This is a genomic window from Longitalea luteola (assembly GCF_017356035.1).
Classification (GTDB): Bacteria; Bacteroidota; Bacteroidia; order Chitinophagales; family Chitinophagaceae; genus Niastella; species Niastella luteola.
The window spans coordinates 147,825-173,634 of sequence record NZ_JAFIQX010000010.1; the positions used below are offsets into that span (position 1 = coordinate 147,825).

General features: G+C 46.3%; 19 protein-coding genes and 1 tRNA gene. 16 read left to right on the forward strand and 4 right to left on the reverse strand.

What is annotated here, in order from left to right:
* Positions 1-18: 18 nt before the first annotated feature.
* From JUB15_RS21675 to JUB15_RS21705, 7 genes are all read left to right on the forward strand, one after another.
* Complete coding sequence (locus JUB15_RS21675) at positions 19-867, forward strand: helix-turn-helix transcriptional regulator (protein ID WP_207514752.1); 849 nt, start codon at positions 19-21, stop codon at positions 865-867.
* Between the two features lie 438 nt (positions 868-1,305).
* Positions 1,306-1,629 carry a carboxypeptidase-like regulatory domain-containing protein gene (locus tag JUB15_RS21680; protein WP_207514753.1) on the forward strand — a complete coding sequence of 108 codons (324 nt, stop codon included), beginning with the start codon at positions 1,306-1,308 and terminating at the stop codon, positions 1,627-1,629.
* Between the two features lie 124 nt (positions 1,630-1,753).
* Entirely contained in the window at positions 1,754-2,206 is a 453-nt protein-coding gene (locus JUB15_RS21685) for a TonB-dependent receptor plug domain-containing protein (protein WP_242696467.1), read from the forward strand.
* Positions 2,207-2,257: 51 nt separating this feature from the next.
* A complete protein-coding gene (locus JUB15_RS21690; RefSeq protein WP_207514754.1) occupies positions 2,258-4,561 on the forward strand; it encodes a SusC/RagA family TonB-linked outer membrane protein in 2,304 nt (767 codons plus the stop codon).
* 20 nt (positions 4,562-4,581) lie between these two features.
* A complete protein-coding gene (locus JUB15_RS21695; protein ID WP_207514755.1) occupies positions 4,582-6,354 on the forward strand; it encodes a RagB/SusD family nutrient uptake outer membrane protein in 1,773 nt (590 codons plus the stop codon).
* Between the two features lie 190 nt (positions 6,355-6,544).
* On the forward strand, positions 6,545-6,913 hold the full coding sequence (locus JUB15_RS21700; RefSeq protein ID WP_207514756.1) for a hypothetical protein: 369 nt from the start codon (positions 6,545-6,547) through the stop codon (positions 6,911-6,913).
* 190 nt (positions 6,914-7,103) lie between these two features.
* Positions 7,104-7,268 (forward strand): hypothetical protein, encoded by a 165-nt coding sequence (locus JUB15_RS21705; protein ID WP_207514757.1) that lies wholly within the window; start codon positions 7,104-7,106, stop codon positions 7,266-7,268.
* 285 nt (positions 7,269-7,553) lie between these two features.
* Here the strand turns inward: JUB15_RS21705 and JUB15_RS21710 are convergent, their stop codons facing one another.
* Positions 7,554-8,609 carry a hypothetical protein gene (locus JUB15_RS21710; protein ID WP_207514758.1) on the reverse strand — a complete coding sequence of 352 codons (1,056 nt, stop codon included), beginning with the start codon at positions 8,607-8,609 and terminating at the stop codon, positions 7,554-7,556.
* A gap of 67 nt (positions 8,610-8,676) precedes the next feature.
* On the opposite strand from JUB15_RS21710, the gene JUB15_RS28655 reads away from it, so the two are divergent.
* Positions 8,677-8,802 (forward strand): hypothetical protein, encoded by a 126-nt coding sequence (locus tag JUB15_RS28655; RefSeq protein WP_255539662.1) that lies wholly within the window; start codon positions 8,677-8,679, stop codon positions 8,800-8,802.
* Positions 8,803-9,443: 641 nt separating this feature from the next.
* Here JUB15_RS28655 and JUB15_RS21715 read toward each other — a convergent pair.
* Positions 9,444-9,515: transfer RNA gene (locus JUB15_RS21715), tRNA-Arg, on the reverse strand.
* Positions 9,516-9,758: 243 nt separating this feature from the next.
* Here JUB15_RS21715 and JUB15_RS21720 point away from each other — a divergent pair.
* The 3 genes from JUB15_RS21720 (at position 9,759) to JUB15_RS21730 (ending at position 11,679) form a co-directional block, all read left to right on the forward strand.
* Complete coding sequence (locus JUB15_RS21720) at positions 9,759-10,256, forward strand: DinB family protein (protein ID WP_207514759.1); 498 nt, start codon at positions 9,759-9,761, stop codon at positions 10,254-10,256.
* A gap of 106 nt (positions 10,257-10,362) precedes the next feature.
* A complete protein-coding gene (locus JUB15_RS21725; protein WP_207514760.1) occupies positions 10,363-10,812 on the forward strand; it encodes a VOC family protein in 450 nt (149 codons plus the stop codon).
* 216 nt (positions 10,813-11,028) lie between these two features.
* A complete protein-coding gene (locus tag JUB15_RS21730; protein WP_207514761.1) occupies positions 11,029-11,679 on the forward strand; it encodes a tetratricopeptide repeat protein in 651 nt (216 codons plus the stop codon).
* A 120-nt stretch (positions 11,680-11,799) separates the two neighbouring features.
* Here the strand turns inward: JUB15_RS21730 and JUB15_RS21735 are convergent, their stop codons facing one another.
* Positions 11,800-14,199 (reverse strand): ATP-binding protein, encoded by a 2,400-nt coding sequence (locus JUB15_RS21735; RefSeq protein WP_207514762.1) that lies wholly within the window; start codon positions 14,197-14,199, stop codon positions 11,800-11,802.
* A 54-nt stretch (positions 14,200-14,253) separates the two neighbouring features.
* The gene (locus JUB15_RS21740) at positions 14,254-15,615 is read right to left on the reverse strand and encodes a sigma-54-dependent transcriptional regulator (protein ID WP_207514763.1); all 1,362 of its coding nucleotides are present in this window, start codon (positions 15,613-15,615) and stop codon (positions 14,254-14,256) included.
* Between the two features lie 319 nt (positions 15,616-15,934).
* Between JUB15_RS21740 and JUB15_RS21745 the strand changes: the two genes are divergently transcribed.
* The 5 genes from JUB15_RS21745 to metH all read left to right on the forward strand — a co-directional run bounded on the left by JUB15_RS21745 (position 15,935) and on the right by metH (position 25,788).
* Positions 15,935-19,156: an ATP-dependent helicase gene (locus tag JUB15_RS21745; protein WP_207514764.1), complete on the forward strand. Its 3,222-nt coding sequence runs from the start codon at positions 15,935-15,937 to the stop codon at positions 19,154-19,156.
* Between the two features lie 184 nt (positions 19,157-19,340).
* Positions 19,341-20,783, forward strand: coding sequence for an Ig-like domain-containing domain (locus JUB15_RS21750; RefSeq protein WP_207514765.1), 1,443 nt, complete (start codon positions 19,341-19,343; stop codon positions 20,781-20,783).
* A 121-nt stretch (positions 20,784-20,904) separates the two neighbouring features.
* Positions 20,905-21,522, forward strand: coding sequence for a recombination mediator RecR (gene recR, locus JUB15_RS21755; protein WP_207514766.1), 618 nt, complete (start codon positions 20,905-20,907; stop codon positions 21,520-21,522).
* A 347-nt stretch (positions 21,523-21,869) separates the two neighbouring features.
* Positions 21,870-22,898 carry a homocysteine S-methyltransferase family protein gene (locus JUB15_RS21760; protein ID WP_207514767.1) on the forward strand — a complete coding sequence of 343 codons (1,029 nt, stop codon included), beginning with the start codon at positions 21,870-21,872 and terminating at the stop codon, positions 22,896-22,898.
* A gap of 148 nt (positions 22,899-23,046) precedes the next feature.
* A complete protein-coding gene (gene metH, locus JUB15_RS21765; RefSeq protein ID WP_207514768.1) occupies positions 23,047-25,788 on the forward strand; it encodes a methionine synthase in 2,742 nt (913 codons plus the stop codon).
* Positions 25,789-25,810 lie beyond the last annotated feature (22 nt).

Below are 25,810 nucleotides of genomic sequence, written 5' to 3' on the forward strand. Positions count from 1 at the left end.
GAAACCTCCATCTTATACATGGCATTAGAAATAAATATAATTAGACAATTTGTATATAATGTCCATAATTACATAGAAAGCAACCTTGACAAAGAGCTTTCCATCAAAGAACTTGCAGACGCCAGTTTCCTTTCTTACAGTCGCTTCAGGCATTTATATGAAGAAATTAGCGGGGAACCCATTTGGCAGTATATAAAAAGATACCGGCTTGAATATGCCGGTGGATTATTACGGCATTCCAATTATTCATGCGCTGAGATTGCTGAAAAAGTAGGATACCTTACCCCGCATTCTTTTAATAAAGCCTTTTCACAACATTTTGGCGCCAGCCCGAAACGGTTTCGGTCAATAGATATGCTGCCCATTGATAAGGAAATAAAAGAACAGGTCAACGAAAATATTTTTGACCAACTCCAAAACTTTCATCAGCTTCAGGAAGATGGCCTGATAAGGTTTGAGAAAATTGCCAATAAAACATTTTGTTATAAAAGAATGCAAGGTCCGATGGGACCTGCGACGTTTGACTTTCTTGTTAACCTGATAAAGGGATATTGTGAAAAACAGCTGGTACTTACCTCCCCCGATGTGGCCTGCGTGAGCGATACAGACACCATTCGGCTGAACTATGGATTTTTGGTAGAAGGCAACGATGCCTTTATTCCTGATACAGAATATTTCAAAAAAAGGATTACCTGGCAGCAATACCTGGTGAATCAATACAGGGGACCGCTTGCATTGCTAAAATGGTACGTTTACAAACTGATTGATGCGGGCCGGAAAAGCGGTAACCTGGCCATCACAGGTCATGATTTTTTAATGATCATCCCACCAAATAGCGGCGTGGTTGAACTTTGGATCCCGGTTTGATATGTCATGCTTATCAATATAATCAAACAGCTCATCAAACCAAACCCAGGTGCCATCTGTGCGCCACGAGACTGCGCCACTTCCCTGCTTCCCGTGTATTATCACATCCTCTTTGCACATCTTCTTAGTGGAACCACATTCGCCACATCCAAGTATTTTATTTTCATTAAATCTTATTATCAAAGTATCATCTATCCCCAGACTCGAACTTAGGTTTCTTCGCACACCTGTTACGTGATTATTATTTTTCACGCAATCGTTTGCCTGTAAAATGCATACATACTTTCTCTAAATTCAATACCGGAATTCGTTTGTTACGAAATTATTACGCGTAAAATTCAATTATAATCGCCTCGTAATATTGCGCGAAGAAACAGATCCTATCCCTGGAAATAGATGTTGTTCTAACCAAATCGATCACTTTAATTTTTTAAATCCATGACAAGAAAATTGACTCGTCTGCTAACACGCTTATGTCTGCTGGGCTGTTTACTGCTCAACAGCGCTTTACAGGCACAGCAATCTGTTTCGGTTAAAGGAACTGTGCGCGATGAAAAGAACGACCCGCTGGCCGGTGCTACGGTAACAGTGGAAAACAAAAGTGCTGATTTTTCCGCCGTAACGCAAACAGATGACCAGGGTAATTTTTCTTTTTCGAATCTGGCATCAGGTGGTCCTTACAACTTTGTGATCACCTACCAGGGCTATGAACGAAAAGAGATGAAAGGATACACTTTCAGCATGGTCAACCCATCACATTAAACGTGCAGCTCAGCAGCAGCAGTTCGCAAATGTCGGATGTGGTAGTGGTAGGATATGGTACACAAAAGCGCGGGTAGATGCCAAAGCCATTCGCGACAGGCCGGTAGCCAATGCAACGCAGGCCCTGCAGGGCAGGGTGCCTGGACTGAACATCACGTTTGGCGACGGTCATCCGGGAGCGGGCGGTAACCTGAACATCAGAGGATATGCTACACTTAACTCGGGCAGCTCCGGCGCACCACTGGTCCTTGTGGATGGGGTTCCCGGTAACATCAACCTTATCAATCCCCGCGATATCGACAATATATCGGTACTGAAGGATGCTTCTGCTGCTGCGATTTACGGGGCCAGGGCTGCTTTTGGTGTAATACTCGTAACTACCAAAACTGCAAAGAAAGGAAAAGTAACGGTGAGCTACAGTAATAATTTTAGCTGGCAAACACCTACGGTACGAACCGATTTCATGACCGACGGATACGATGTGGCCATGATGATGGACGAAGCCTTTTTACGCGCTACGGGTAACACTTATACCCGTTATACGGATAAAGATTACGAGGAGCTGAAAAAAAGATAAACTGATAAATCACTGCCATCGGTAGTAGTGGATAACCGCAATGGCAAGGATATGTATATCCATTATGGAAATACCGACTGGTGGCATACCATGTTCCGCGACTATATGCCTTCGATGCAACACTCCATCAGTGTTTCTGGCGGGAGCGATAAAGTGGATTATTATCTGTCGGGCCGTTTTATGAAGCAAAAAGGCATGTTGCGGATCAACCAGGATGAATACAATGCCTATAACTTCAGGGCCAAGATCAATGCAAAAGTAGCCGACTGGCTTACGCTGTACACCAATACACAGCTCAGTATCGACAAGTATACTTTTCCTGGCTGGGGTATCAACAACAATTTTGTCTCCATCACCGTTCATGCGTTACCATCTTACCTGCCGGTGAACCCTGATGGAACAGCCACCTACCGTACAGAGCTGAACAATTATACGATTGGGGATGGCATTTATGCCGACCTGTTGTATGGAAAATCGAAGGGTGAGAACCGTAACTATAATATGACCAATACCATTGGTGGCATTTTTAAAGTGGCAAAAGGATTCGACATTACCGCCAATTATACGTATGAATTAAACCCGGTTACACCCAACACTAATACATATACACACGAGCGATTGAGAAGGACCATGGCGCCCTGGAGCATATATCCTGGTATCATCAGCTATGTAGGCAACGATAAGTTTACCGAGGTACTGCGGCTGGATCAATACCATGTGATCAATTTATACGGCACTTACGAAAAAAGTATGCAACGCCATTCTTTTAAAGCCATGGCCGGTTATAACCAGGAACTGCGCACTTTTAAAATGCTGCGCGGCGAAAGAACAGACCTGTTATCCGAAGACCTGAATGAACTGGACCTTGGCACCGCTGGCCAGGTATCTGGCGGTAATTCCAGCGAATGGGCCCTGATGGGTTTCTTCGGCCGCCTGAACTATGACTTCGATGGTAAATACCTGTTGGAAGTAAATGGCCGTTATGACGGCACGTCACGTTTCCCCAAAGGCAAACGCTTTGGCTTCTTCCCTTCAATATCAGCTGGCTGGCGCATCAGTAATGAAAACTTTTTCGAACCATTGAAAGCTGTTGTATCAGAACTTAAGTTAAGAGGTTCTTATGGCTCATTAGGTAACCAGCAAACAAACAGCAGCTACCCCCGTACCGAAGTGATGGGTAACGGTCAAAGCAACTGGCTGATCGATGGCAACCGCGCACAATTCTTAAGTGCGCCTACTCCGTTAAGCGCTGATCTTACGTGGGAAAAGACCACGTCTACCAATATTGGTATCGACCTGGGTCTTTTCCGCAATCGATTACTGGGCTCGTTCGATGTATATCGCCGTGCCACCAAAGACATGTTAAATCCGGGACCCACCCTGGCAGCAGTATTCGGCGCCGCCTCACCACAACAAAATGCGGCCGATCTGTTGACAAAAGGTTTTGAAATATCACTCACCTGGCAACAAACCAACAAGGTGGCCGGCAAAGATCTGAGCTGGAGCATTGGCGGCGTATTGTCTGATTATACATCAGAGATCACCCGTTTTAATAATCCCACTTTCCGGCTGAACGATCATTACGCAGGTAAACAGGTAGGCGAGATCTGGGGCTATATTACCGATGGATATTTTGCATCGGATGAAGAAGCGTCGAAATGGAGACAGGATAAAGTGGCCCAAAGCCTGGTGTACAGACAGATCAGAGGCGGTTCGGGCGAATGGAACCGCTTGCGCGCCGGCGACCTGAAATTTCAGGATCTGAATGGCGACTCGATTATAAATAATGGCAATAATACCCTTGGAGATCCTGGTGATATGCGCATCATCGGTAACAGCCTGCCACGTTATTCGTTTGGTATTACCGGCAGTGCTGCATGGAATAATTTCGATCTGTCTTTCTTCTTCCAGGGTATCGGTAAACAACAATGGTATCCCGGTAATAATGCCGATAAATTCTGGGGACCTTATTCAAGAGCGTATTATTCTTTTACGCCTAATGGATTCCTGGATAAGATCTGGAGCCCCGATAATCCAAACGCCTATTTCCCACGTTTGAGAAGCTACGAGGCATTGAACGACGGCGGCACCTTGCGTCAGCCGACTGATAAATACCTGCAAGACCTGGCCTATATCCGCCTGAAGAACCTTAGCATTGGGTATACGATCCCTTTGCCTTTGATGAAACGGTTAGGATTCAGTAATTGCCGGTTTTATGTAACAGGTGAGAATCTTTTCACCCTCACCAAACTCGAAACAGATTACATCGATCCTGAACAGGCCGGTGCGGAAACAAACGGACGCGTATATCCATTTATGAAATCGTATGCGTTCGGACTGGACCTTTCTTTCTGATCAATTCAAAATCGTTTATCATGAAAAAGAAATTATTATATACACTGTTATCTGTGATCCTTGGCATAGCGGCCGGATGTAAAAAGGATTTCCTCGACCGGCAACCCTTATCTCAGGTCGCTCCCTCCGCAGCCTTTCGTTCAGAAGCAGAGCTGCGATTGTATACGCAGTCTTTTTACGACCGTATGCTACCCAATGCAGATAACGACGACAAGGGTTTTAGCCTGTACAATGAAGGCATCGATAACATCATCAAAAATTCACTCCCGGTAGAGCTTACCGGTAACCGCACCATACCTGTTAGCGGAGGCGGGTGGAACTGGAGCGAGTTGCGTAATGTGATTTATTTCATCCAGTACCACCAACGGGGAGGTCTCGATCCTTCAATTACCAACAAATACCTGGCAGTGGCAAAATTTTTCCGCGCTTACTTTTATTACAATATGGTAGCACGGTTTGGCGATGTGCCCTGGTATGGAGAGGTCATTGAACCGGCCGACAGCGCCAGCCTCCAAAAACCCCGCGATCCCAGAACGCTGGTGATGGATTCAGTACTGGCAGATATCGATTTCGCTATTGCCAATGCCAGTACCACCAAGGATAATGGCGCCGACCAGATCACCAAATGGACAGCCCTGGCACTGAAATCACGCATTTGTTTGTTTGAAGGAACATTTAGAAAATACCACACGGAGCTGAACCTACCCAATGCCAACAAGTTTTTGGAAGAATGTGTGAAGGCATCTGAAGAACTGATCTCCAAAGGAGGTTATACGATCTCTAAGACCGGCGATCAACCTTACCGGGATCTGTTTGCTTCGTATAGTGCCAACTCAAATGAAGTGTTGCTGGCGCGCCAGTACAGCACCGCGCTTCAGATCTTCCACAACGTCAATTACTATACGATCACTCCTTCTTATGGCAAACCGGGTCTTGAGAAAAAGTTTGTGAACAGTTACCTCATGAAAGATGGTACGCGTTTTACTGATAAAGCCGGTTATGCTACCATGCAGTTTTCAGAGGAAACGCTGAACCGCGATCCCCGTTTGGCGCAAACCATTCGTACCCCCGGTTATACCCGCATAGGCAGTACCGTGAAACGTTTCCCAGATTTTGGCGCCACGGTTACCGGCTACCAGATTACCAAGTATGTGACCGGAGAAGTGGATGACAGTTTCACCAAATCGTACAATCCGTTGATCATCTTCCGCTATGCAGAAGTATTGCTGAACCTGGCAGAAGCGAAAGCAGAACTGGGTACGCTGCAGCAAAGCGATATCGATAAGACCATTCTTCTTACCCGTGATCGCGTTGGTATGCCCAATCTGAATATGGCGGCTGCGAATGCCAATCCCGATCCATACCTGGCTAACCAATATAAAAATGTAACCGGTTCCAACAAAGGCGTCATTCTTGAAATACGCCGTGAAAGAAGAATTGAACTGGTGATGGAAAACTTCCGCTGGAATGATCTGATGCGATGGAAGGAAGGTAAACTGCTCGAGGATCAATTTAAAGGTATGTACTTTCCAGGCCCCGGCAAGTACGACCTGGATGGAGATGCTAAGGACGACATCTGGATCTACACCGGCACAAAACCCACCGATCCCGGATATCATTACCTTAAACTGGGCACCGATATTGACCTGGAAAATGGTGTCAATGGTGGTAATGTAGTGATCAATAAAAACATTACGAAAAAATTCGACGAAACAAAAGACTACCTGTATCCAATTCCTTCAGGAGAGATTTTGTTGAATCCTAAGTTGACGCAGAACCCTTACTGGAAGTAAGCGCCATTTGTACAATTTTAGATAACCATCGGGGGTACCAGTTAACTGGTACCCCCGATGGCTTTTAGTAAAAAATTTGCCCAACCAACAACTACCTAGTTACATATCTATATATACATGGAAGCAAGAGCATTGTAAGCATGAACAAGAACAGGTCTGCATCACACCGTAATACTGCTTCGCCGCTCCTATGCATGGCAAAAAGGCCGGATCACTGTTTCGCTACAATGGATCGTTGTTTGTTACAACGGATCGTGTCTGGCTGTTTTTTCATCACTGCAACCTTACATTGCCCCAATCCAGGCTGCAATGGGACATTGCTGGCTTGTTATGTTCCGAAACTACGCAGCAATGCACCATCACAGCAATGAAATCACCATGGCCAGCTAACTTCGGAGCATTGCAGCGTGTATTTGATTACAGATCACCTAACAACGACGGTTATCTCACTGCAATTGTCGCCATTGCAGCCGACTTTCAACTCAAAGTAAGCTGGCAGTTATTCAAAAACACCAAACAATGGTCCATAGCAAACTGGCAATGGTCTGGAACAACGTAGCAATAGTCCGGAGCAACGTAGCAATGCACCATCACAGCAATGAAATCACCATAGCCAGCTAACTTCGGAGCATTGCAGCGTGTCTGTGACTACAGATCATTTAACAACGACGGTTATCTCACTGCAATTGTTCCATTTCAGCCGACTTTCAACTCAAAGTGAGCTGGCAGTTATTCAAAAACACCAAACAATGGTCCATAGCAAGCTGGCAATGGTCCGGAACAACATAGCAATGGTCAGGAGCAACGCAGAATGGAGCAACGTAGTAATGGTTCGGAACAACGATTTAACGCCCAAAGGAAAATACTCAATCGACAAGATCATTTCTCCACAGAGCGGTACCAATAATAACTAAAAGGTTGTCGTTGGCGTGCGGCCGTAACGAGGCAATACAGTATTACTTTACGCCCCCTGTTTTTCAATTTGATCGGAAGTGTGGAAAGCCATAGCACAACCGAAGGTATGAAGGCGTGCGTAGGGAGGCTACAGGTTGAGATTAGCAAGTGAAAAGTCAAATACTATTGACGCTCTTAGGTTTAATTGAGAACTTGTTTAGTCGAAATGGGAATAGCAGGGAATAACACGTTATATCGAACTTAAAATTTTCAACCGCTTTTGTTTAAGTATTTACCAGGACGAGTCACCACTTCAGCGAGTCACGTTGGTTCATAGCCATCTTAAATACATCGTCAAGTGAGGCTCCGACGACGAGGAGCTTGGTTTCCAATATCGCCTCCTCACCCGGTGCCAACGCGACCTGTGGGTCCACATGCTGACAGGTCAGCTCCGGATTGCTCCACACATTGCCTGTGTTACGGGTGAAACTCGCAACTACCCAGCGACCGTCCTGAGAAAGCGTAGCAATAAAAGGCGCATCAACTACCCGCGACTTATTATAGTACATAATGCCTTCACGGCGTTCTATTTTCTGTGAGGGTATTGGCCAGGTGTATGAAGCAAGGTACCGGGCCGGCAACCATTGATTGAGCGGCATTGTCAATCGTTCCGGTGTTTCTGAAGCGAGCAAATCGAAACCATCTGCATGATGGACGTAAGTCCGCTCCAGCCGGACGTCATGGAATTCCGAGGTAAGCCGTGGATCGATTGGCGCCCAGATGAGATCGTAAGTCAATTTAGACTGATTTCGGAGTCTGAAGTGGAAGCGAACGCCGTCTTCTTCGAGGGTTGCTCTTGCCAGCATATGAACTTTGTCTGGAAAATTTTTCTCGTACTCCAGGATTCGCTCATACTGTCGCCATTGCGGTGGCTCGCCGAATCGTCCCGGCCGCCACATATAGATTTGATTTGCATTTGTATTCCCCCGAGGCCGTATCGTGACGTGCTCGGGAAAGATGATCTCGAGGGTGCGATCCGAGGTAGGACGATCGGGCAAGACAATTCGCAACGTCGGTTGAGTGTTTTCTTCCACGACTTTGAGCTGCATCCCTATGCTGTTACGAACAGTTTTTAAATACCTCGGAGTCTCTCTCTGGAATATCTGACGAGATGCTAAAACCGCCCAAAAGAGAGAAATCACAATAATAATAATCGTGCTTCTCCTGAGCATGGATTTTGCCCTCGCTAACAGGATGGTATAACGTATGCGATCAAATGCGATCGCTCCCTGCTTGTTATAGAACTTCTCTAATTTCGTAACCCAGGTATTTATTATATACAATTTAAACATTTTAAACATAATAACTGGTTAAATGAAGGCAACCTTCTTTTGTGTATTATTTTCACATGGTAGTAAATATCACATAATGAAGATCAATCACTTGTCGAGGTTGAAAAAATTTGTATTGTTAATGGCTGCTGCACTTCATGACGAAGCTTATCAGGTGGCTATTTGGAAAGGTCTTGAAGAGAAAATGAATACGAAGTTATAAAGCGCAATTCACATGGCTTTGATACGGTTGGAAAAAAAGTTTTGTAAGATCGCGGTTTGGAGGATACCTAACCACATACCCGTAACTTTTTGTGAGCAACGGACAACAGCCGCCATCACCAGTCGGGCGACTATTAAAAACAGTGTTTAGGTGCAAAGATTTGTTCTTAATGAATTTTCCTATTGCTCAATAGTAATAAAAAACGAATTGCCATTCTTCAGGGTAGCTCATATTATACCACAATTTGATTCAACGGCAAGGGTACATAAAAAAAGTAATTTCAATTACGGGTACCCATGGTAGAAATGCAGATCAACTTTTGTTTTTTTGAATTGAATCCTTTCTGGACAAATCTTTGCAAGTAGCTACTAATGCCATGCGTACCTGGTTACAAATTGTTATGAGTTAACGTTGAGAGAAGCCAGCCAGATTATCGGACCTACAATAGAATACCGTATTGCCAAAATCGCGGCTACGAAGGAGGAAGTAGTTGCTTTGTTCTCTAAAAAGACCTGGAGCCATTAAGTACAATCCAGTTATTGAAAACAATGCCGATACCAATTATTGCAAACAAGTTCTATTTATAATACTAAACGAAAAGGGCTTCAAGTTCAACCACTTAAAACCCTTTTTTTTCATTGTAGTCCCGACAGGAATCGAACCTGTATCAAAAGTTTAGGAAACTTCTATTCTATCCATTGAACTACGGGACCAAAACCACCAGCAATTGATACGCTGTCCACTGGCGGATGGCAAAAATAAGAAGAAAACCATTAATCCCCGAACCACACCACACTAAATCCCCTGAAAATCCTATGATTAGGATCGTAATTCAACGTTTTTTGGACGATACACATAATTTTTTTGCCTTCCTGAAATCCTACTGACATACTGTTGTCACAACCCCGAGGTAGGTTTGCATTGTACTTATTACAAATACTTAAAAAATAATAATCATGTCAACCAAAGAATTAACACCGAACGCTACCGCCAGTATTATCTCTCCAGAACAATTGCTTAAACACTGGCAGGGCCACCGGGGTCTCACCCGCAAAATGATCGAGGCTTTCCCCGAAGACAAACTCTTCACTTATTCCATCGGCGGCATGCGCCCATTTGCCGAACTGGTATATGAATTTCTCGGTATGGGCGTACCCTGCCTGCAAGGTATAGCCACTGAAAAATGGGAAAAATGGGCCGACGCGGAAAAAGTAAAAACCAGACAGGAACTACTGGCATTGTGGGACCAGGCCACCGAAGATATTAATAAGATCTGGTCCACCATTCCAGCACAACGCTGGCAGGAGCAGACGGTTGCTTTTGGTCAATGGCCCGGCACCTGCATCTCTATTCTCTTCTATGCTATCGATAACGAGATCCACCACCGCGGTCAGGGCTACGTTTATTTAAGAAGCCTGGGTATTGAACCGCCTGCTTTCTGGGATCGCCCTTAAAAATAATTGACGGTAAATGCGAATTGCGCGGCCAACAATGGCTGCGCAATTTTATTTTCTCCCGGTTTAGCCCGTTTTATTAACTTACCGTTGGAAACACACACATATGAAAAAAGCAGCCTGTATACTGCCGGTCTTAGCTCTGTCGTTAGCCTCCCTGCCATTATTTGCCCAAAATAAACCCCGGCTCAACCATATCGCCATTTATGTGGTAGATCTTCCCTCAAGCACGCGGTTCTACCAACAGGTGATAGGTCTCGACACCATTCCCGAACCTTTTCACGATGGCCGCCATGCCTGGTTCAGCGTCGGCATCCAGGGCCACCTGCATATCATATCCGGTGCCGCCGCCAAAACATCGCACGACAAAAACAGCCATCTCTGCTTCAGCGTTCCATCTATTAACGATTTCATTGCCAACCTTAAGAAACACAAAGTGGAATATGAAAACTGGGCGGGCGAAAAAAATACCGTCACCAAACGGGTCGACGGGGTGCAACAGATCTATTTCCGCGACCCCGATGGCTACTGGATCGAAATCAATGACGATAAGTGATCTATGGGCAAAAACAGGTACAAGTACAGGGTGCAGGTTACAGGGCCTTTGTTCGAATCTCAAAAGCACGTATCAGCTCCCTGCAATTATCAACCGGGTCCTTGTAACTTGAAACCTGAAACCTGTAACCGGAAAGCCATAAACCGGCACCCGGAAACTGGTAACTGGTAACCCTGATTTAGCCTATCTTTGCCATCCTTAAAAAATTAAAGGTTTATGAAGTTTTATACATGGCTCATACGTTACCGCCTTTACCTGGGTCTGGCGCTGATTGTTGTGGGCGTACTGGCCAATGTCTACAGTGGTTTCTGGCCCGCTTTCCCGGCCTATTTGATCGGCCTCATTCTTATTGCCGGCCACTTTTTTATTGGTCCCCTTCGCCTCATCCAGGAACACATGGAAGCCGGCGATCTTGAAGGCGCCAAACGCGTACTCAATTCCATAAAATATCCCAACCTGTTGTATAAACCGATCCGGTCGGCCTTTTTTACCTTCAAAGGTCAGCTGGCCATGATGGAACAGGATTTCGATACCGCGGAAAAGAATATGAAGAAAGGCCTCGACCTGGGCACCCCCATGAAAGAAGTGAAAGGCGCCAGCATGCTGCAAATGGGAATGATCGCTTTACAGAAGAACGATTTCAAACAGGCAGAAAAATATATCCGTCAGGCCATTCGCGAAGGCTTGCCCGATAAAGAGAATGAAGCGGCTGCCTACCTGCAAATGTGCAATATCATGATGAACAAACGGGAGTTCCGCGCAGCGAAAGAATTCTTCCGCAAGGCGAAAGCGCTGAAACCTACTACCCCTGAAATTGTAAAACAGATCAAAGAATTAGAAAAACATATTCCCCGCCTGCCGGGCTAGCCCCGACCGTTGGTCGCGACTGAAGTAAGAAGTCGGAAGTATGAAGTTCCCGAAACTCCATGCTTCCGACTTCTTCTTTATATCATAGATCCTTCCAATTAAGAACTATGAACTGTAAACTTATAATTTAAAATCCCGCTTCAACTGCTCCATACAGGCCTGCAATACATTAATAACTTCCTGCACATGCCCCGGTATTTTATCCACTCCTTCGCCCTTCTTTCCACTCGATTCTATTATTCGCACCACCTCTTTTATGCGGGTAATACCCATACTGTCTATAGTCGCCTTCAGCTTATGGGCTATCTTGCTTACATTTACCCAGTTTTGTGCCGCTGTTTCCTGCCGCAGGTCAGCCAACGATGGCGGTACCGTTTCTATAAACAATTCCACCATCCGCTTTACAAAACTTTCATCGCCGCCGGCAATCGTTTGTACCATGCTCAGGTCGTATAATTTTTCCTCACTCTCCGTAACAGTCGTTTTCATGTCATTCATAGGCTTGCGTGCCGGTACACCTGCACCTGTTTTTAAATTATTTGATATTACCAGAAACAGCTTTTGCTCATTAAATGGCTTGGGCAGAAAATCGTTCATACCCGCGGCCAGGTATTTTTCACTATCTCCCTTTAATGCATTGGCTGTAAGCGCCACAACAGGGATCGCTGCTTTAACGGGATCGCTTAACTGCCTGATAGCCCGGGTGGCTTCCATTCCATCCATTTCGGGCATCTGAATATCCATCAGCACCAGGTCGTAATTATTTTCCTGGATCTTTTCAACAGCCTCACGGCCGTTGTTCACCACATCCACCTTGAAGCCCCACGACTCCATAATATGCCGAACAAGGTATTGATTCAACTCCACGTCCTCGGCTACAAGAATATACCTGCTGCCAAGGCTTTGAAAATTCAACTCTTTTGCCACGGTTGATTGATTGAGTTTAGTTGAGCTAATTGCAAATGGCAACTCAAAGCTGAAGGATGAACCTTTTCCTGCCTCACTTGCTACCTTTAATTCTCCACCCATCATGGTTATTAACTCCCGGCAAATACTTAATCCCAGCCCGGTTCCGCCATGGGTTCTGCTGATAGCAACATGCGCCTGTACAAACGGCTCGAATATCAGTCCCAACTGGCTCTCGGTTATCCCTATGCCTGTGTCCTTTACAACAAATGCTATCCTCGCTTCATTACCACTTTTCTGTACCAATCGCGTTTCAATGGTTACGGCTCCTGCTTCAGTAAACTTTAGTGCATTATTGATCAGGTTGTTCAACACCTGACTCAACCGGTACGGATCTCCCAACACTACCAGGTCTTCACCCATTAAATTCTCATGTACCAGGCCAATGCCCTTTTCTTCAGCCTTATAAATAAACGACTGCAAACAAAGTTCGATGCGATCGGCCAGTGAAAATACCACATGCTCAAACTGCAGTTTGCCCAACAGGATCTTTTCCAGGTCAAGCACATCATTTACCAGCAGTAACAAATTGTTGGCCGAATCCTGTATGAGCCGGAGATAACTTTGCTGCTGTTCATCCAGCTTTGTTTTCGCCAGCAGCCCCGCAATGCCTAAAACACCGTTCATCGGCGTTCTGATCTCATGGCTCATATTTGCCAGGAAAACCTCTTTTGCGCGGGCAGCCTCATCCGTTAGTTTCTTGGCCTGCCTCAGTTCCCGCTCTGCTTTTATCCGGTCCGAGATATCCTGTGCAAATCCAATAACATAGGGCTCTACGCCCGGTACGTCCATTTTATAATTCTGGTATAACAGGTAAATTACCTTTCCGGTTTTACCCTGCACCCTGAATACTCCTTCCGATCTGCCATTCCGCAATATCGGCTGCAGGTAATTCAATTCGTATAACGCTTTATCTTCTTCCGGAATAAACTCCAACAGTTCACGGCCAACCATTTCGCCGGCGGTATAATCCATCGCCAGGCTGGCAGCGGGATTTACCGATAATAACCTGCCGTTAAGATCATGCGTACAGATCCAGGCCTGGCTGTAATTAAACAGATCGCGGTATTTCTTCTCGCTTAATTGTATATACTCTTCCGCCCGCTTCTGGTCGCTGATATCAATGCTATACGCAATGCAGAACTTAACCTGTTCCTGCGCATCCAATACCGGCTGTATATGCCGGATATGATATTTAACCTGCCCGTCAGGAAACTCAAACCGCTCCTCCCATTTTTGCAGTTGCCTTGTTTGCACCGCTTCTGCTATCATTTCCTTGCGCCTGATGGCCAGTTCGGGTGGCTTTTGCCGTATATTACAGTAATCTTCTATGGTTTTACCAATAAGCCATTCGCGGGTAGCCGCATCCTTGATAACCGCTGCATTAATGAACATAAACTCGCCGCGGGTATTATACACGGCGATGTCTGCCGGAATATTCATGAGCACCTCTTCATAAAAGGAAGCCGGTGTGTTAACCACATTGTCCTTACCGTTCCCGCTACCGCTGGTTACGGGCGGATCAGCCTTTTCGGCAGACGGTATGTTTTTCAACGGTTTCATGTTAATGGTATCCAACACGCACGAACGAAGTCACTGCAGCACCACTTACCGGGCATTTAATTCACCGGCCTGGATCATGCGATAAATGGTCGATTTACCTATGTCCAGTTTTTTTGCAACCAGCAGTACATCTTTGTCGTATTTGTCGAGATAGTGCTGAATGATCTGCAACTCAAATTCTTTCAGCGTCCGCTCTTTGTTCATCAGGTCGTTCACCGATGAGTTGGAATTAAGGGTTATGTGTTCCGGTAAAATTGTATCACCATCTGCCATCACGACAGCCAACTCCATTACCGACCGCAATTCCCGCACATTACCGGGGAATGCATGGTGTAACAGCCTTTGCTGTGCCTCGGGCGAAAGCAATTTCCTATCCGTGTTATTTTCTTTACAGAACTGGTCCATAAAATGTTTGGCCAGAATGACAATATCATTGCCCCGCTCCCTCAATGGTGGTATCGCTATGGGCAAACCGATCAAACGGTAATACAGGTCTTCCCTGAACCGCCTGGCCTGCACTTCTTCCAACAGGTTCTTGTGGGTAGCTACAATAATGCGTACGTTGATCGGCACTACCTCATTACCACCAACCCGGGTTATTTCCCGTTCCTGCAACACACGCAGCAGCTTTGCCTGCAGGTTAATGTCCAGCTCTCCGATCTCATCTAAAAAAAGCGTACCGTTATGCGCTTCTTCAAATTTACCGATCCGGCGGGTAATGGCGCCCGTAAATGCCCCCTTTTCATGCCCGAACAGCTCACTTTCTATCAACTCCCTGGGAATTGCTGCCACATTCACCGCAACAAACGGCTTTTTGCTTTTATCGGAATTATAATGAATGGCCCGCGCCACCATCTCTTTTCCGGTACCGGTTTCGCCCGTAATGGAAACAGTTATATTGGTTTTACAGGCTTTCTCTATTAAGCTGAATACTTTTTCGAACACCGGACTTTTACCGATCAGGTATTTTGAGTAGTCATACTTTTTGCCCACCTGCTCTTTCAGCTGCTCCACTTCTTTTCTCAAGCCGTCAATTTCTTTTAAATGCAGCAGGCTGTTCCACAAGCGGTCTTTGGCATCATCATCCTTTACAATGTAGTCGAAGGCGCCATTCTTGATGAGGCTGATAGCGGTTTTAATGTCTTCCTGACCCGAAATGATGATCACCTGTATGCCGGGATCAATTTCCTTGATCTTCTTCAACACTTCACTGCCATCCATATCCGGCATGGAGTAATCAAGCGTTACGACTTCTGGCCGTTCATGCAACTGATTCAGAAAATCTTTACAGTTGTGAAAGCGTTTAACTTCATAATCGGGGTTCAGTGCCAGGTAATGCTGAAGCATTGATCCATACCAAACATCGTCTTCGAGTATAAATATCTTTAAAGGGTGCTGATTTTTCATTATTGTGAAAATCTGTAATATTAGAAACGAAGGAAATTTGATTTTATTCCCAAAAAAAGAACGTTTCCACCGCGGAACCATCGTTTTCTTTTTTCCTCATAAGCTATTTATTATCAACAACTAATTGTTTCTCCTTAGTGGAAATAGCGTATTTTGAACACGAAAATGCGGCAAAATCAGGTAAAAAAAGATCAAATCGGGCATACCGTGAGATTAAAAAACTAAAAACTTTTGCACATTTAGACACAGTTTCTGAACATCTGCCGGTTATCATATTAGGGCGCCGTCGTATTTATTGACCCTTCTTTATCTTTGGTATATGAGCGTGAACCGGGAGCGCCTTAACCAGAAATTCACTGAAGAGTACAGAAAGCTGAATCCTCAGCAGCGCATTGCCGTCGACACCATTGAAGGTCCCGTTATGGTGATCGCCGGACCGGGAACCGGAAAAACCCAGATCCTCGCCAGCCGCATTGGCAAGATCCTCCTCGATACAGACGCTCAGCCTCAGAACATCCTGTGTTTAACGTATACCGATGCCGGGGTAGTGGCCATGCGCAAGCGGTTGTCACAATTCATTGGCCCCGATGCATACCGGGTGAACATTTATACTTTTCACGCTTTCTGCAACGATATCATCCAGGAGAACCTGTCGCTTTTTGAAAAAACAGCGCTCGATCCCATTTCTGACCTGGAAAGAATTGAACTGTTCAAACATCTCATAGATACTTTCCCCAGGAACCACGCGCTCAAGCGTTACCGCGGTGATGTATACTATGAGATCCATAACCTGCAATCGCTTTTCAGCACCATGAAACGCGAAGGCTGGTCGCCCGCATTCATCAATGAACGCATCGATGCCTGGATCGCCGATCTTCCCACCCGTGAAGAGTTCATCTACAAACGGGCGTACAAGCAATTCAAAGCCGGTGATGTGAAGAAGGACAAACTCGATGAAGAAAAAGAGAAGATGGAAAAACTGCGGGCAGCGGTCAATGAATTCGACCGTTTTCAGCAGTTGATGCGCGGCCGCAACCGGTATGATTTCGACGACATGATCAACTGGGTGATCAAAGCGTTTCAGGAAAATCCGGCTTTGTTGAACCGTTACCAGGAGCAGTTCCTGTACATTCTCGTAGATGAATTTCAGGATACCAGCGGTACGCAGAATCAGCTGGTTAACCTGCTGATCAGCTTTTGGGATGTGCCCAACATTTTTGTTGTGGGCGACGACGACCAGAGTATCTACCGCTTTCAGGGCGCCAACGTGGAGAATATGTTGCAGTTTGCCAACTCCTACCGCGAAAGCCTGCTTACTGTAGTGTTGACCAACAACTATCGTTCGGCTCAACCTATTCTCGATGTATCCATGACGCTTATTAACAACAACAGGGAGCGTCTGGTGAAACAAATTGAAGGTCTTAGCAAGAACCTTAAATCGTCGCACCCGCGTTTTTTTGCGCTGGAACCAACAGACGCTATCCCTGTCATAAAAGAATACGAAACGCAGCGGCATGAAATGATCGACATCGCCATGCAGGTACAGCAACTGCTGGCGCAGGATGTACCGCCGGGAAAGATCAGCATCATTTACCGCGAAAATAAATATGGCGAAGAACTGACCCAGTATTTCAAATTACTGGGCGTACCGGTTTACAGCAAACGGCATTTGAATTTGCTGCAGGAACCCTTTGCCAAAAAGATCATTCTGCTCATCAAATACATCGCCGCCGAACATGACATACCTTACGGTGGTGATGAAATGTTGTTTGAGATCCTGCATTTCGACTGGTTCAATATTCCGCCTGTTGAAATTGCCAAACTTAGCATTGAAGTAGCCGACCGCCAGTTCAGTAATAACAAAACATCCTTACGCCGCCTGTTGTACGACAAGGCGAATACGCCGCCGGCCGACCTGTTCAGCAGGGGGCTGCACCCGGGTTTACAGCAGGCTACCAGGGCGCTGGAAAAACTGATAGGCATCGTACCCAACGTTACGCTGCTGGTGCTGGTTGAAAATATCATCCGCCGTACAGGGTTGCTCAACAACATCATGCAAAGTCCTGAAAAAGCATGGATGATGCAGGTGTTAACCGCCCTGTTCGATTTTATAAAAGAAGAATCGCACCGCAATCCTTTACTGCAGCTGAGCGACCTGGTAGAAGTGTTTGATCTTATGGAAAAGGAAGGGTTGTCATTGCCACTCGTACAGGTTAGCGGTAACGATAAAGGGGTAAACCTGTTAACCGCTCACGGCTCCAAAGGCCTTGAGTTCGAGCATGTGTTCATTGCCGGCTGCAACGCTTCTTTCTGGGAAAAGAAACGTAAACCCGGTGGCGGTTATAAAATACCAGAGAACGTTTTCTCCAGTTACAGCACCCCCTCCACCGGAGGGGGCCGGGGGGAAGCCGGTCCCGCTGTTAATGCTGCCGGCCGTAGTGATGTAGAGATCGAAGAATTGCGCCGCCTTTTTTACGTAGCCCTCACCCGGGCCGAACAACACCTCACCATTTCTTATTGTCGCTATAAAAACGATGGCCGGGAACTGGAACCCTCCATGTTCATTGCAGAAATACAGGAACAGCACCTGCTGCCTGTTGAAAAAGTGTTTATGAGCGATGAAACGCTTACCGATTTCCAGATCGTTCAGTTTGGCGAAACCGAAGCCCCGGAGATCGGCCGCATAGAAGATGATTTTATAACGGCCCTGCTCGACCGGTTTGTGATGAACGTAACCGCGCTGAACAATTATTTGAAATGTCCGCTCGAGTTCTACTTCAAAAACCTGCTGCGCATTCCTTCGCCCAAGAATGAAGCCACCGAATTTGGTTCGGCTATTCACCATGCCCTGCAGCGGTTCTTTGAAAAAATGAAGGAGAACAACAACACATTCCCGGGTAAACGGGAATTTGTTGATGATTTCAACTGGTATATGCACCGCCACCGCGAAAACTTTACCCGTGAACAGTTCGAGCGCCGGTTGGAATATGGCCAGGAAGTATTATCGAATTATTACGACAACTACATCTTTACCTGGAACCGGATCGTTGCCGTGGAAAGGAATATTCGCAATATTGAGGTGAGCGGCGTGCCGCTCAAAGGCAAGCTCGATAAACTTGAGTTTGATGGCAAACAGGTAAATATTGTTGATTACAAGACCGGCGATCCCGAAAAGGCAAAGGCCAAACTGCAGCCGCCCAGTGAAAAAGATCCCAATGGCGGCGATTACTGGCGGCAGGCAGTGTTTTACAAGATCCTGGTCGATAATTACGAAAGCCGCGACTGGCAGGTGATCAGCACAGAATTCGACTTTATAGAACCCGATAAAAAGAAGGTATACCGCAAGGAAAAAGTAATTATAAAACCCTCAGATATTACCACCGTTACCCAGCAGATCGTTACGGTTTGGGAAAAGATCCAGAACCGCGAGTTTTATATTGGCTGCGGCAAGGAAGACTGCCACTGGTGCAATTTTGTTAAAACCAATAAGTTGGCTATCGCATTGCACGATCTGACCTCCGAAGAAGAAGCACAGGACTAGTAAGTGTTACAGGTTCCCGGGTACAGGGTTGCAGGTTCTGTAACTTCAACGCAATATTTATGAGGCCTGTATAATAGACCGGTAACCGGGAACCGCTCCCCCTTTAGGGGGTATGGGCTGGGGGTGTTAATTTAACGGATTTTGAAGCAACATTTGCCAATAAACGGCTTAAGTTTGCGGCCTTATGAAGTATGCTACTATATTAAAGATAGTTTCGCCGTTCCTGTTGATCCTTGCGCTGCTTCCGCCTACCCTGGTTCAAACTGGTTGTGCCAATATAGTTCCCCCCATGGGCGGGCCGCGCGACTCCCTGCCGCCCCGGCTGACAAAAGTGAATCCCCATGATTCAGCCATAAACTTTTCAGGTAAAAAGATCGTGTTTGAATTCGATGAATTCGTTCAGGTAGAAAATGCCCAGGAAAACCTGCTGGTTTCACCAGTCCCTAAAATAAATCCGATCGTTGATGCAAAACTGCGTACGGTAACGGTGACCGTTAAAGATACCCTGCAGCCCAATACTACCTATTCCATTGATTTCGGAAACGCCATAAAAGATATTAACGAGGGAAACGTGTTAAAGAACTTTACGTACCTGTTCTCTACAGGTGAAACCCTGGATTCACTGTCGCTGGCCGGTAAAGTGATCATTGCAGAATCCGGTAAAACAGATTCCACCCTCATTGTTATGCTGCACAGCAGCACCGATGATTCGGCCGTAATTAAAGAAAAGCCACGCTATATTGCCCGGGTTGATAAAGATGGCAATTTTACTTTTAGCAACCTGCCTTCCGGTTCATTTGCCATGTTCGCATTAAAAGATGAAGGGGGTCAGCGCCGGTACCTGAGCAACTCCCAGCTGTTCGCTTTTGCCGATGAGCGGGTAAGCCCGAGTACAACGCCCACGCCAATTACGCTGTATGCCTACCTCGAAAAAGAAGAAGAAGATACGGCCAAAGCGAAAAAACCGACAGCACCTGCTGTAAAACCTGCCAGAAAAAATGATAAACAGGAACCCCGCCTGAAGCTGGAGACCAACCTGAGCAATAATGAGCAGGACCTGTTGAACAAATTTGAGATGCGGTTTGAAACCCCGATCAAATATTTCGACAGCACCAAGGTCATTCTCACCAGCGAAAAGTTTGAGCCACTGTCCAACTATCATTTTACGAAAGACACCAGCAACAAAAAGGTCACACTTACCTACAACTGGACAGAAAATACTGCCTATAATCTTATTGTAGATAAGGATTTTGCTGAGGATACGGCCGGCAGTAAGATTGCCCGTACGGATACGGTTGCCTTTCGCACCAAAAAACAAAGCGATTACGGCCTGGTTCGTTTACGCATCATCGGCCTCGATTTCAGCAGGAACCCCGTATTACAATTTGTGCAGGGCGAGGAGGTGAAATTCGCCTATCCTATGACGAACAGGGAATTCTACGCCAAATTATTTGCGCCGGGCGAATACGACCTACGTATTTTATACGATGATAATAAGAACAATGTTTGGGACCCGGGCTCCTTTTTTAAGGACCGCCACCAACCCGAAAAAGTACAGCCCATCAGCCGGAAACTAAACGTTAAAGCCAACTGGGATAACATAGTAGATATTACGCTGACAAAATGAGGATTTAGAAATTAGGAAATAAAAAATATGAGCATGCCATTGGTCGGTGAGTTCGATCAGCGGCAAACCACAACTACAAACCACAAACCACAAACCACAAACTCTTTGGTATCTTTGCGCTATGGAATTTTCTTCTTCTTTGCTGGAAAATGCGGTGAGTGAGTTTGCCAAACTACCCGGTATTGGTAAAAAAACAGCATTGCGGCTGGTGCTGCATTTATTGAAGCAGGACCCCGGTAATGTAGATGCTTTCGGCGAAGCGGTGTTGAAAATGCGCCGGGAGATCAAATTCTGCGAACGTTGTTATAACGTTGCCGATACTACCACCTGCGCTATTTGCGCCAATCCGCTGCGCAAACAGGAGATCATTTGTGTAGTGGAAAATCTGCGCGATGTAATTGCCATCGAAAGCACGCAGCAATTCAGTGGCGTATATCATGTTCTGGGCGGTATCATTTCCCCGCTCGATGGCATTGGTCCCGACCAGCTTACTGTTGAGCCCCTGGTTCAACGCGTACAAAAGGAAAATACTGAAGAACTGATCTTTGCCCTGAACCCTACGATCCAGGGCGATACCACCATCTATTACATTCAAAAGAAGTTGCAGGCTACACAGGTGAAAATAACCACCATTGCAAGGGGCATAGCCTTTGGCGGCGAGCTGGAATATGCCGATGAAATGACCCTTGCCCGCAGCATTACCAATCGCCTGCCGGTTGAAAAATACGTACAACATTAAACAACAGCCTGAACAACACCCGCCCCGATTATAACCGCCATTAACATCAAGTTTGCTATTACCATAACAAGCTGTAAATTTGCACCCGCATAGGCAGATTTGTTTATTGTTCGGCCTGTGCATCCTGAGCAGGAACCGGCATCTGACATCCTGGTAAACAGGAGGCATACGATGCCAAAACTGAACTAATAAACGATAAGAAACTCCCTCTACACAGTTTCCCAACGTTTACAAGTTCGGTTTTTTCGCCTCGCGGCATTTGTCCCGTTTCAGGTAGCTGGATCGTCGTTAAAACATCCGGTTATGCTCATTAAATTAATTGCTATGCAAAACAAAAGGAGGGCAGCATGAAAACAATACAGCAATGCCTGCAGGAGCGGATCCTGGTCATCGATGGCGCCATGGGAACCATGATCCAGCGGCACAAACTTACAGAAGCTGATTATCGCGGTGAACGTTTTAAAGACTGGGCTGGCGACCTCAAAGGCAATAATGACCTCTTGTGCCTTACACAGCCAGACATTATCAAAGGGATTCACAAATTATACCTCGAAGCCGGCGCCGACATCATTGAAACCAATACCTTCAATGCCCAACGCATATCCCTGGCAGATTACCACATGGAGCCGCTGGCTTATGAACTGAATTTTGCCGCCGCAAAGATCGCCAAAGAAGCCGTACAGGAATTCTTTGCCGACCCCGCCACCAATAAGGGCGGCCGCGAACGGGCTTTTGTAGCTGGTGCTATTGGTCCGCTTAACAAAACCCTCTCCTTATCACCCGACGTAAATAACCCCGGCTTCAGAGCCCTTACTTTCGATGAGGCTATGAGCGCCTATTACGAACAGGTAAAAGGACTGGTAGAAGGTGGTGTAGACCTGCTGTTGATCGAAACGATTTTCGATACGCTTAACGCCAAAGCCGCTATTTACGCCATTAAAAAATATTTCAGCGATGAAGCCAAACCAGAGCTGCCTATTATGATCAGCGGCACCATCACCGATGCATCGGGCCGAACGCTGAGCGGGCAAACGCTGGAGGCTTTCTATACATCGGTAATGCACGCCAAACCGCTTTCCATTGGCTTGAACTGTGCCCTCGGTGCATCAGAAATGCGGCCGCATATTGAAGAGTTAAGCCAGATCGCAGCCTGCTATACCTCAGCATATCCCAACGCCGGCTTGCCCAATGCCATGGGTGAGTACGACGAACAACCTGAGCAAACCGCTCACTTCCTGGAAGAATGGGCAAGAGAAGGTTTTGTAAACATTGTAGGCGGTTGCTGCGGCACTACACCCGATCACATCAAACATATTGCCGATCATGTTCGCCAGTTTAAACCAAGACCTTTACCGGTATTGGAAACGGCGTTGTAAGGATATTTGGATCGAGTCTATTGAAAAGAGCCTGCTTAAAAAGATGAAGAGATACAGGCAATTTTTAAAATATTAAAGGAATTGCTGGTGCAGGAACCGCCTGCCCGGGAACCGATCGGTTTCAAGATTCCCAAAAAGTAAACAAGATATGCCAGCGAACACGATAAAACCATACTTGCGGCTTTCAGGGTTAGAACCCCTGGTCATTCGTCCTGAAACCAATTTTGTGAACGTAGGAGAACGTACGAACGTAACCGGTTCCAAAAAATTTGCCCGACTCATCAGGGAGAACAAATATGAAGAAGCACTAAGCGTAGCCCGCCAGCAGGTAGAAAGCGGCGCGCAGGTCCTTGACGTGAACATGGATGATGCCCTGCTCGACGGGGTAAAAGCCATGACCACTTATTTGAACCTGTTGCAAAGTGAGCCTGATATCGCCAAGATCCCCATCATGATCGACAGCTCTAAATTCGAGATCATTGAAGCAGGCTTGAAATGCGTGCAGGGCAAGTGTATCGTGAACTCTATTTCCATGAAAGAAGGCGTAGAGAAATTCATTCGCGAGGCAAAGATCTGTAAACTGTACGGCGCATCTGTTGTGGTAATGGCATTCGACGAACAGGGACAGGCAGATACCCTGCAACGCCGGGTGGACATCTGCGAAAGAGCGTACAAGATCTTAACAGAAGAAGTAGGCTTCGATCCGCAGGATATCATCTTCGACCCAAATATATTCGCCGTAGCAACCGGTATTGAAGAGCATAATAACTATGCGCTTGACTTTATCGAAGCTACCCGCATCATTAAGCAAAAAATGCCCCTGGCCAAAATAAGCGGCGGGGTAAGTAATATCTCCTTCTCTTTCCGCGGTAATGAACCGGTGCGTGAGGCCATGCATGCGGTATTCCTGTACCATGCCATTAAAGCCGGCATGGATATGGGTATCGTAAATGCCGGTCAGCTGGCCGTATATGATGAAATTGAGCCCCAGTTACGGGAGCTCTGTGAAGATGTGATCCAGAATCGCCGGGAAGATGCAACTGACCGGTTGATCCAGTTCGCCGAAACCGTAAAAGCAAAAGACAAGAACGAAGTAAAGAATGAGGCCTGGCGCAGTAACTCAGTCGAAGAACGCCTGAAACACGCCCTCATAAACGGCATTACAGACTATATAGACCAGGATACCGAAGAAGCCAGGCAGAAATACCCAAAACCATTAGACGTCATAGAAGGGCCTTTGATGGACGGCATGAACGTGGTGGGTGATCTGTTCGGGAGCGGTAAAATGTTCCTGCCACAGGTGGTAAAAAGTGCGCGGGTAATGAAAAAATCGGTGGCTATTCTTACCCCTTACATCGAAGCAGAAAAAGAAAAGCTGCGGGCAGCCGGTGAAGGCCAGGCAACATCAGGCGCCGCCAGGATCCTGCTGGCAACGGTAAAAGGTGACGTGCATGATATCGGAAAGAACATTGTAGGTGTGGTATTGGGCTGTAACGGCTACGATATCATCGACCTGGGCGTAATGGTTCCGGCAGATAAGATCCTGGAAACAGCCCAGAAAGAGAACGTAGACATCATTGGGTTAAGTGGACTAATCACTCCATCGCTCGATGAAATGGTGCATGTGGCGCATGAAATGAAAAGACGCAACATGAAGCAGCCGCTGCTGATCGGCGGCGCCACCACCAGCCGTATGCATACGGCGGTTAAAATTGCCCCTCAATATGACAACGGGGTAGTGCACGTGCTCGATGCTTCGCGCAGTGTTACCGTAGCCGGTTCTTTATTAAGCAAAGAACAAAAACCCGATTTCCTGGCAACTATCGGTAAAGAATACCAAAAACTGCGCGATGATTTCGGCAGCAAGAAGACCGCCAAACAATACCTGTCTTTTGAGCAGGCGCAGGAAAACCGCGTAGCCATCGACTGGAACAATTATACCCCACCGGTTCCTACATTCACGGGCACACGCATTTTTGATAACTACGATCTTAACGAACTCACCAACTATATCGACTGGGGTCCATTCTTCATTGCCTGGGAATTACATGGTAAGTTCCCCGCCATTTTACAGGATGAAAAAGTAGGAAAAGAAGCTACCAAACTGTTTCAGGATGCCAACGAGCTGTTGAAGAAGATCATTGCAGAAAAATGGTTAACAGCCCGTGGGGTGGTCGGTTTCTGGCAGGCTAACAGCAACGGAAAAGACTCTGTGTTTGTATATGATGAAACCAGAAAAGAAACAGTAAGGCTCGAGCATTTGCGTCAGCAAAATAAAAAAGCGGCCGGGCAACCAAACTTTTCTTTGGCCGATTTCGTTAAACCAGCAGCTAAACTATCACAACATACTTCCTCCCCCTTCACCGGAGAGGCCACCGATTATATGGGCGCTTTTGCCGTAACTATACAGGGCATTGAGCCTCATATAAAAAAGTTTATAGAAAATCACGACGATTACAACAAAATCATGTTGCAGGTGTTAGCAGACAGGCTTGCCGAGGCTTTTGCTGAACTGTTGCATGAACGGGTGCGGAAAGAATTCTGGGGCTATGCAAAAGACGAGCATTTTACGAATGAAGAGTTAATTAAAGAATCATATTCGGGAATCAGACCCGCACCAGGTTATCCGGCCTGTCCTGATCATACTGAAAAGCATAAACTATTCAATCTGCTGGGCGGTGAGCAGGCTACCGGCATTACATTGACAGAATCGCTGGCCATGTATCCTGCTTCGTCTATTTGCGGCTGGTATTTCGCTCATCCGCAAAGCCAGTATTTTGGATTAGGAAAGATCCAGAAAGACCAGGTTACTGATTACGCCAATCGCAAAAACATGCCGTTGGAAGAGGTTGAGCGTTGGTTGCGCCCTGTACTCGAATATGATGCATAAGAATTTTGTTAAGCCTGATTCA

What these genes read in the sequence shown, in the direction of transcription:
- JUB15_RS21675 (WP_207514752.1), top strand. Translation starts at nt 19, where the DNA reads ATGGCATTAGAAATAAATATAATTAGACAATTTGTATATAATGTCCAT.
- JUB15_RS21680 (WP_207514753.1), top strand. Translation starts at nt 1,306, where the DNA reads ATGACAAGAAAATTGACTCGTCTGCTAACACGCTTATGTCTGCTGGGC.
- JUB15_RS21690 (WP_207514754.1), top strand. Translation starts at nt 2,258, where the DNA reads ATGTATATCCATTATGGAAATACCGACTGGTGGCATACCATGTTCCGC.
- JUB15_RS21695 (WP_207514755.1), top strand. Translation starts at nt 4,582, where the DNA reads ATGAAAAAGAAATTATTATATACACTGTTATCTGTGATCCTTGGCATA.
- JUB15_RS21700 (WP_207514756.1), top strand. Translation starts at nt 6,545, where the DNA reads ATGCATGGCAAAAAGGCCGGATCACTGTTTCGCTACAATGGATCGTTG.
- JUB15_RS21705 (WP_207514757.1), top strand. Translation starts at nt 7,104, where the DNA reads ATGGTCCATAGCAAGCTGGCAATGGTCCGGAACAACATAGCAATGGTC.
- JUB15_RS21710 (WP_207514758.1), bottom strand. Translation starts at nt 8,609, where the DNA reads ATGTTTAAAATGTTTAAATTGTATATAATAAATACCTGGGTTACGAAA.
- JUB15_RS28655 (WP_255539662.1), top strand. Translation starts at nt 8,677, where the DNA reads ATGAAGATCAATCACTTGTCGAGGTTGAAAAAATTTGTATTGTTAATG.
- JUB15_RS21720 (WP_207514759.1), top strand. Translation starts at nt 9,759, where the DNA reads ATGTCAACCAAAGAATTAACACCGAACGCTACCGCCAGTATTATCTCT.
- JUB15_RS21725 (WP_207514760.1), top strand. Translation starts at nt 10,363, where the DNA reads ATGAAAAAAGCAGCCTGTATACTGCCGGTCTTAGCTCTGTCGTTAGCC.
- JUB15_RS21730 (WP_207514761.1), top strand. Translation starts at nt 11,029, where the DNA reads ATGAAGTTTTATACATGGCTCATACGTTACCGCCTTTACCTGGGTCTG.
- JUB15_RS21740 (WP_207514763.1), bottom strand. Translation starts at nt 15,615, where the DNA reads ATGAAAAATCAGCACCCTTTAAAGATATTTATACTCGAAGACGATGTT.
- JUB15_RS21745 (WP_207514764.1), top strand. Translation starts at nt 15,935, where the DNA reads ATGAGCGTGAACCGGGAGCGCCTTAACCAGAAATTCACTGAAGAGTAC.
- JUB15_RS21750 (WP_207514765.1), top strand. Translation starts at nt 19,341, where the DNA reads ATGAAGTATGCTACTATATTAAAGATAGTTTCGCCGTTCCTGTTGATC.
- recR (WP_207514766.1), top strand. Translation starts at nt 20,905, where the DNA reads ATGGAATTTTCTTCTTCTTTGCTGGAAAATGCGGTGAGTGAGTTTGCC.
- JUB15_RS21760 (WP_207514767.1), top strand. Translation starts at nt 21,870, where the DNA reads ATGAAAACAATACAGCAATGCCTGCAGGAGCGGATCCTGGTCATCGAT.
- metH (WP_207514768.1), top strand. Translation starts at nt 23,047, where the DNA reads ATGCCAGCGAACACGATAAAACCATACTTGCGGCTTTCAGGGTTAGAA.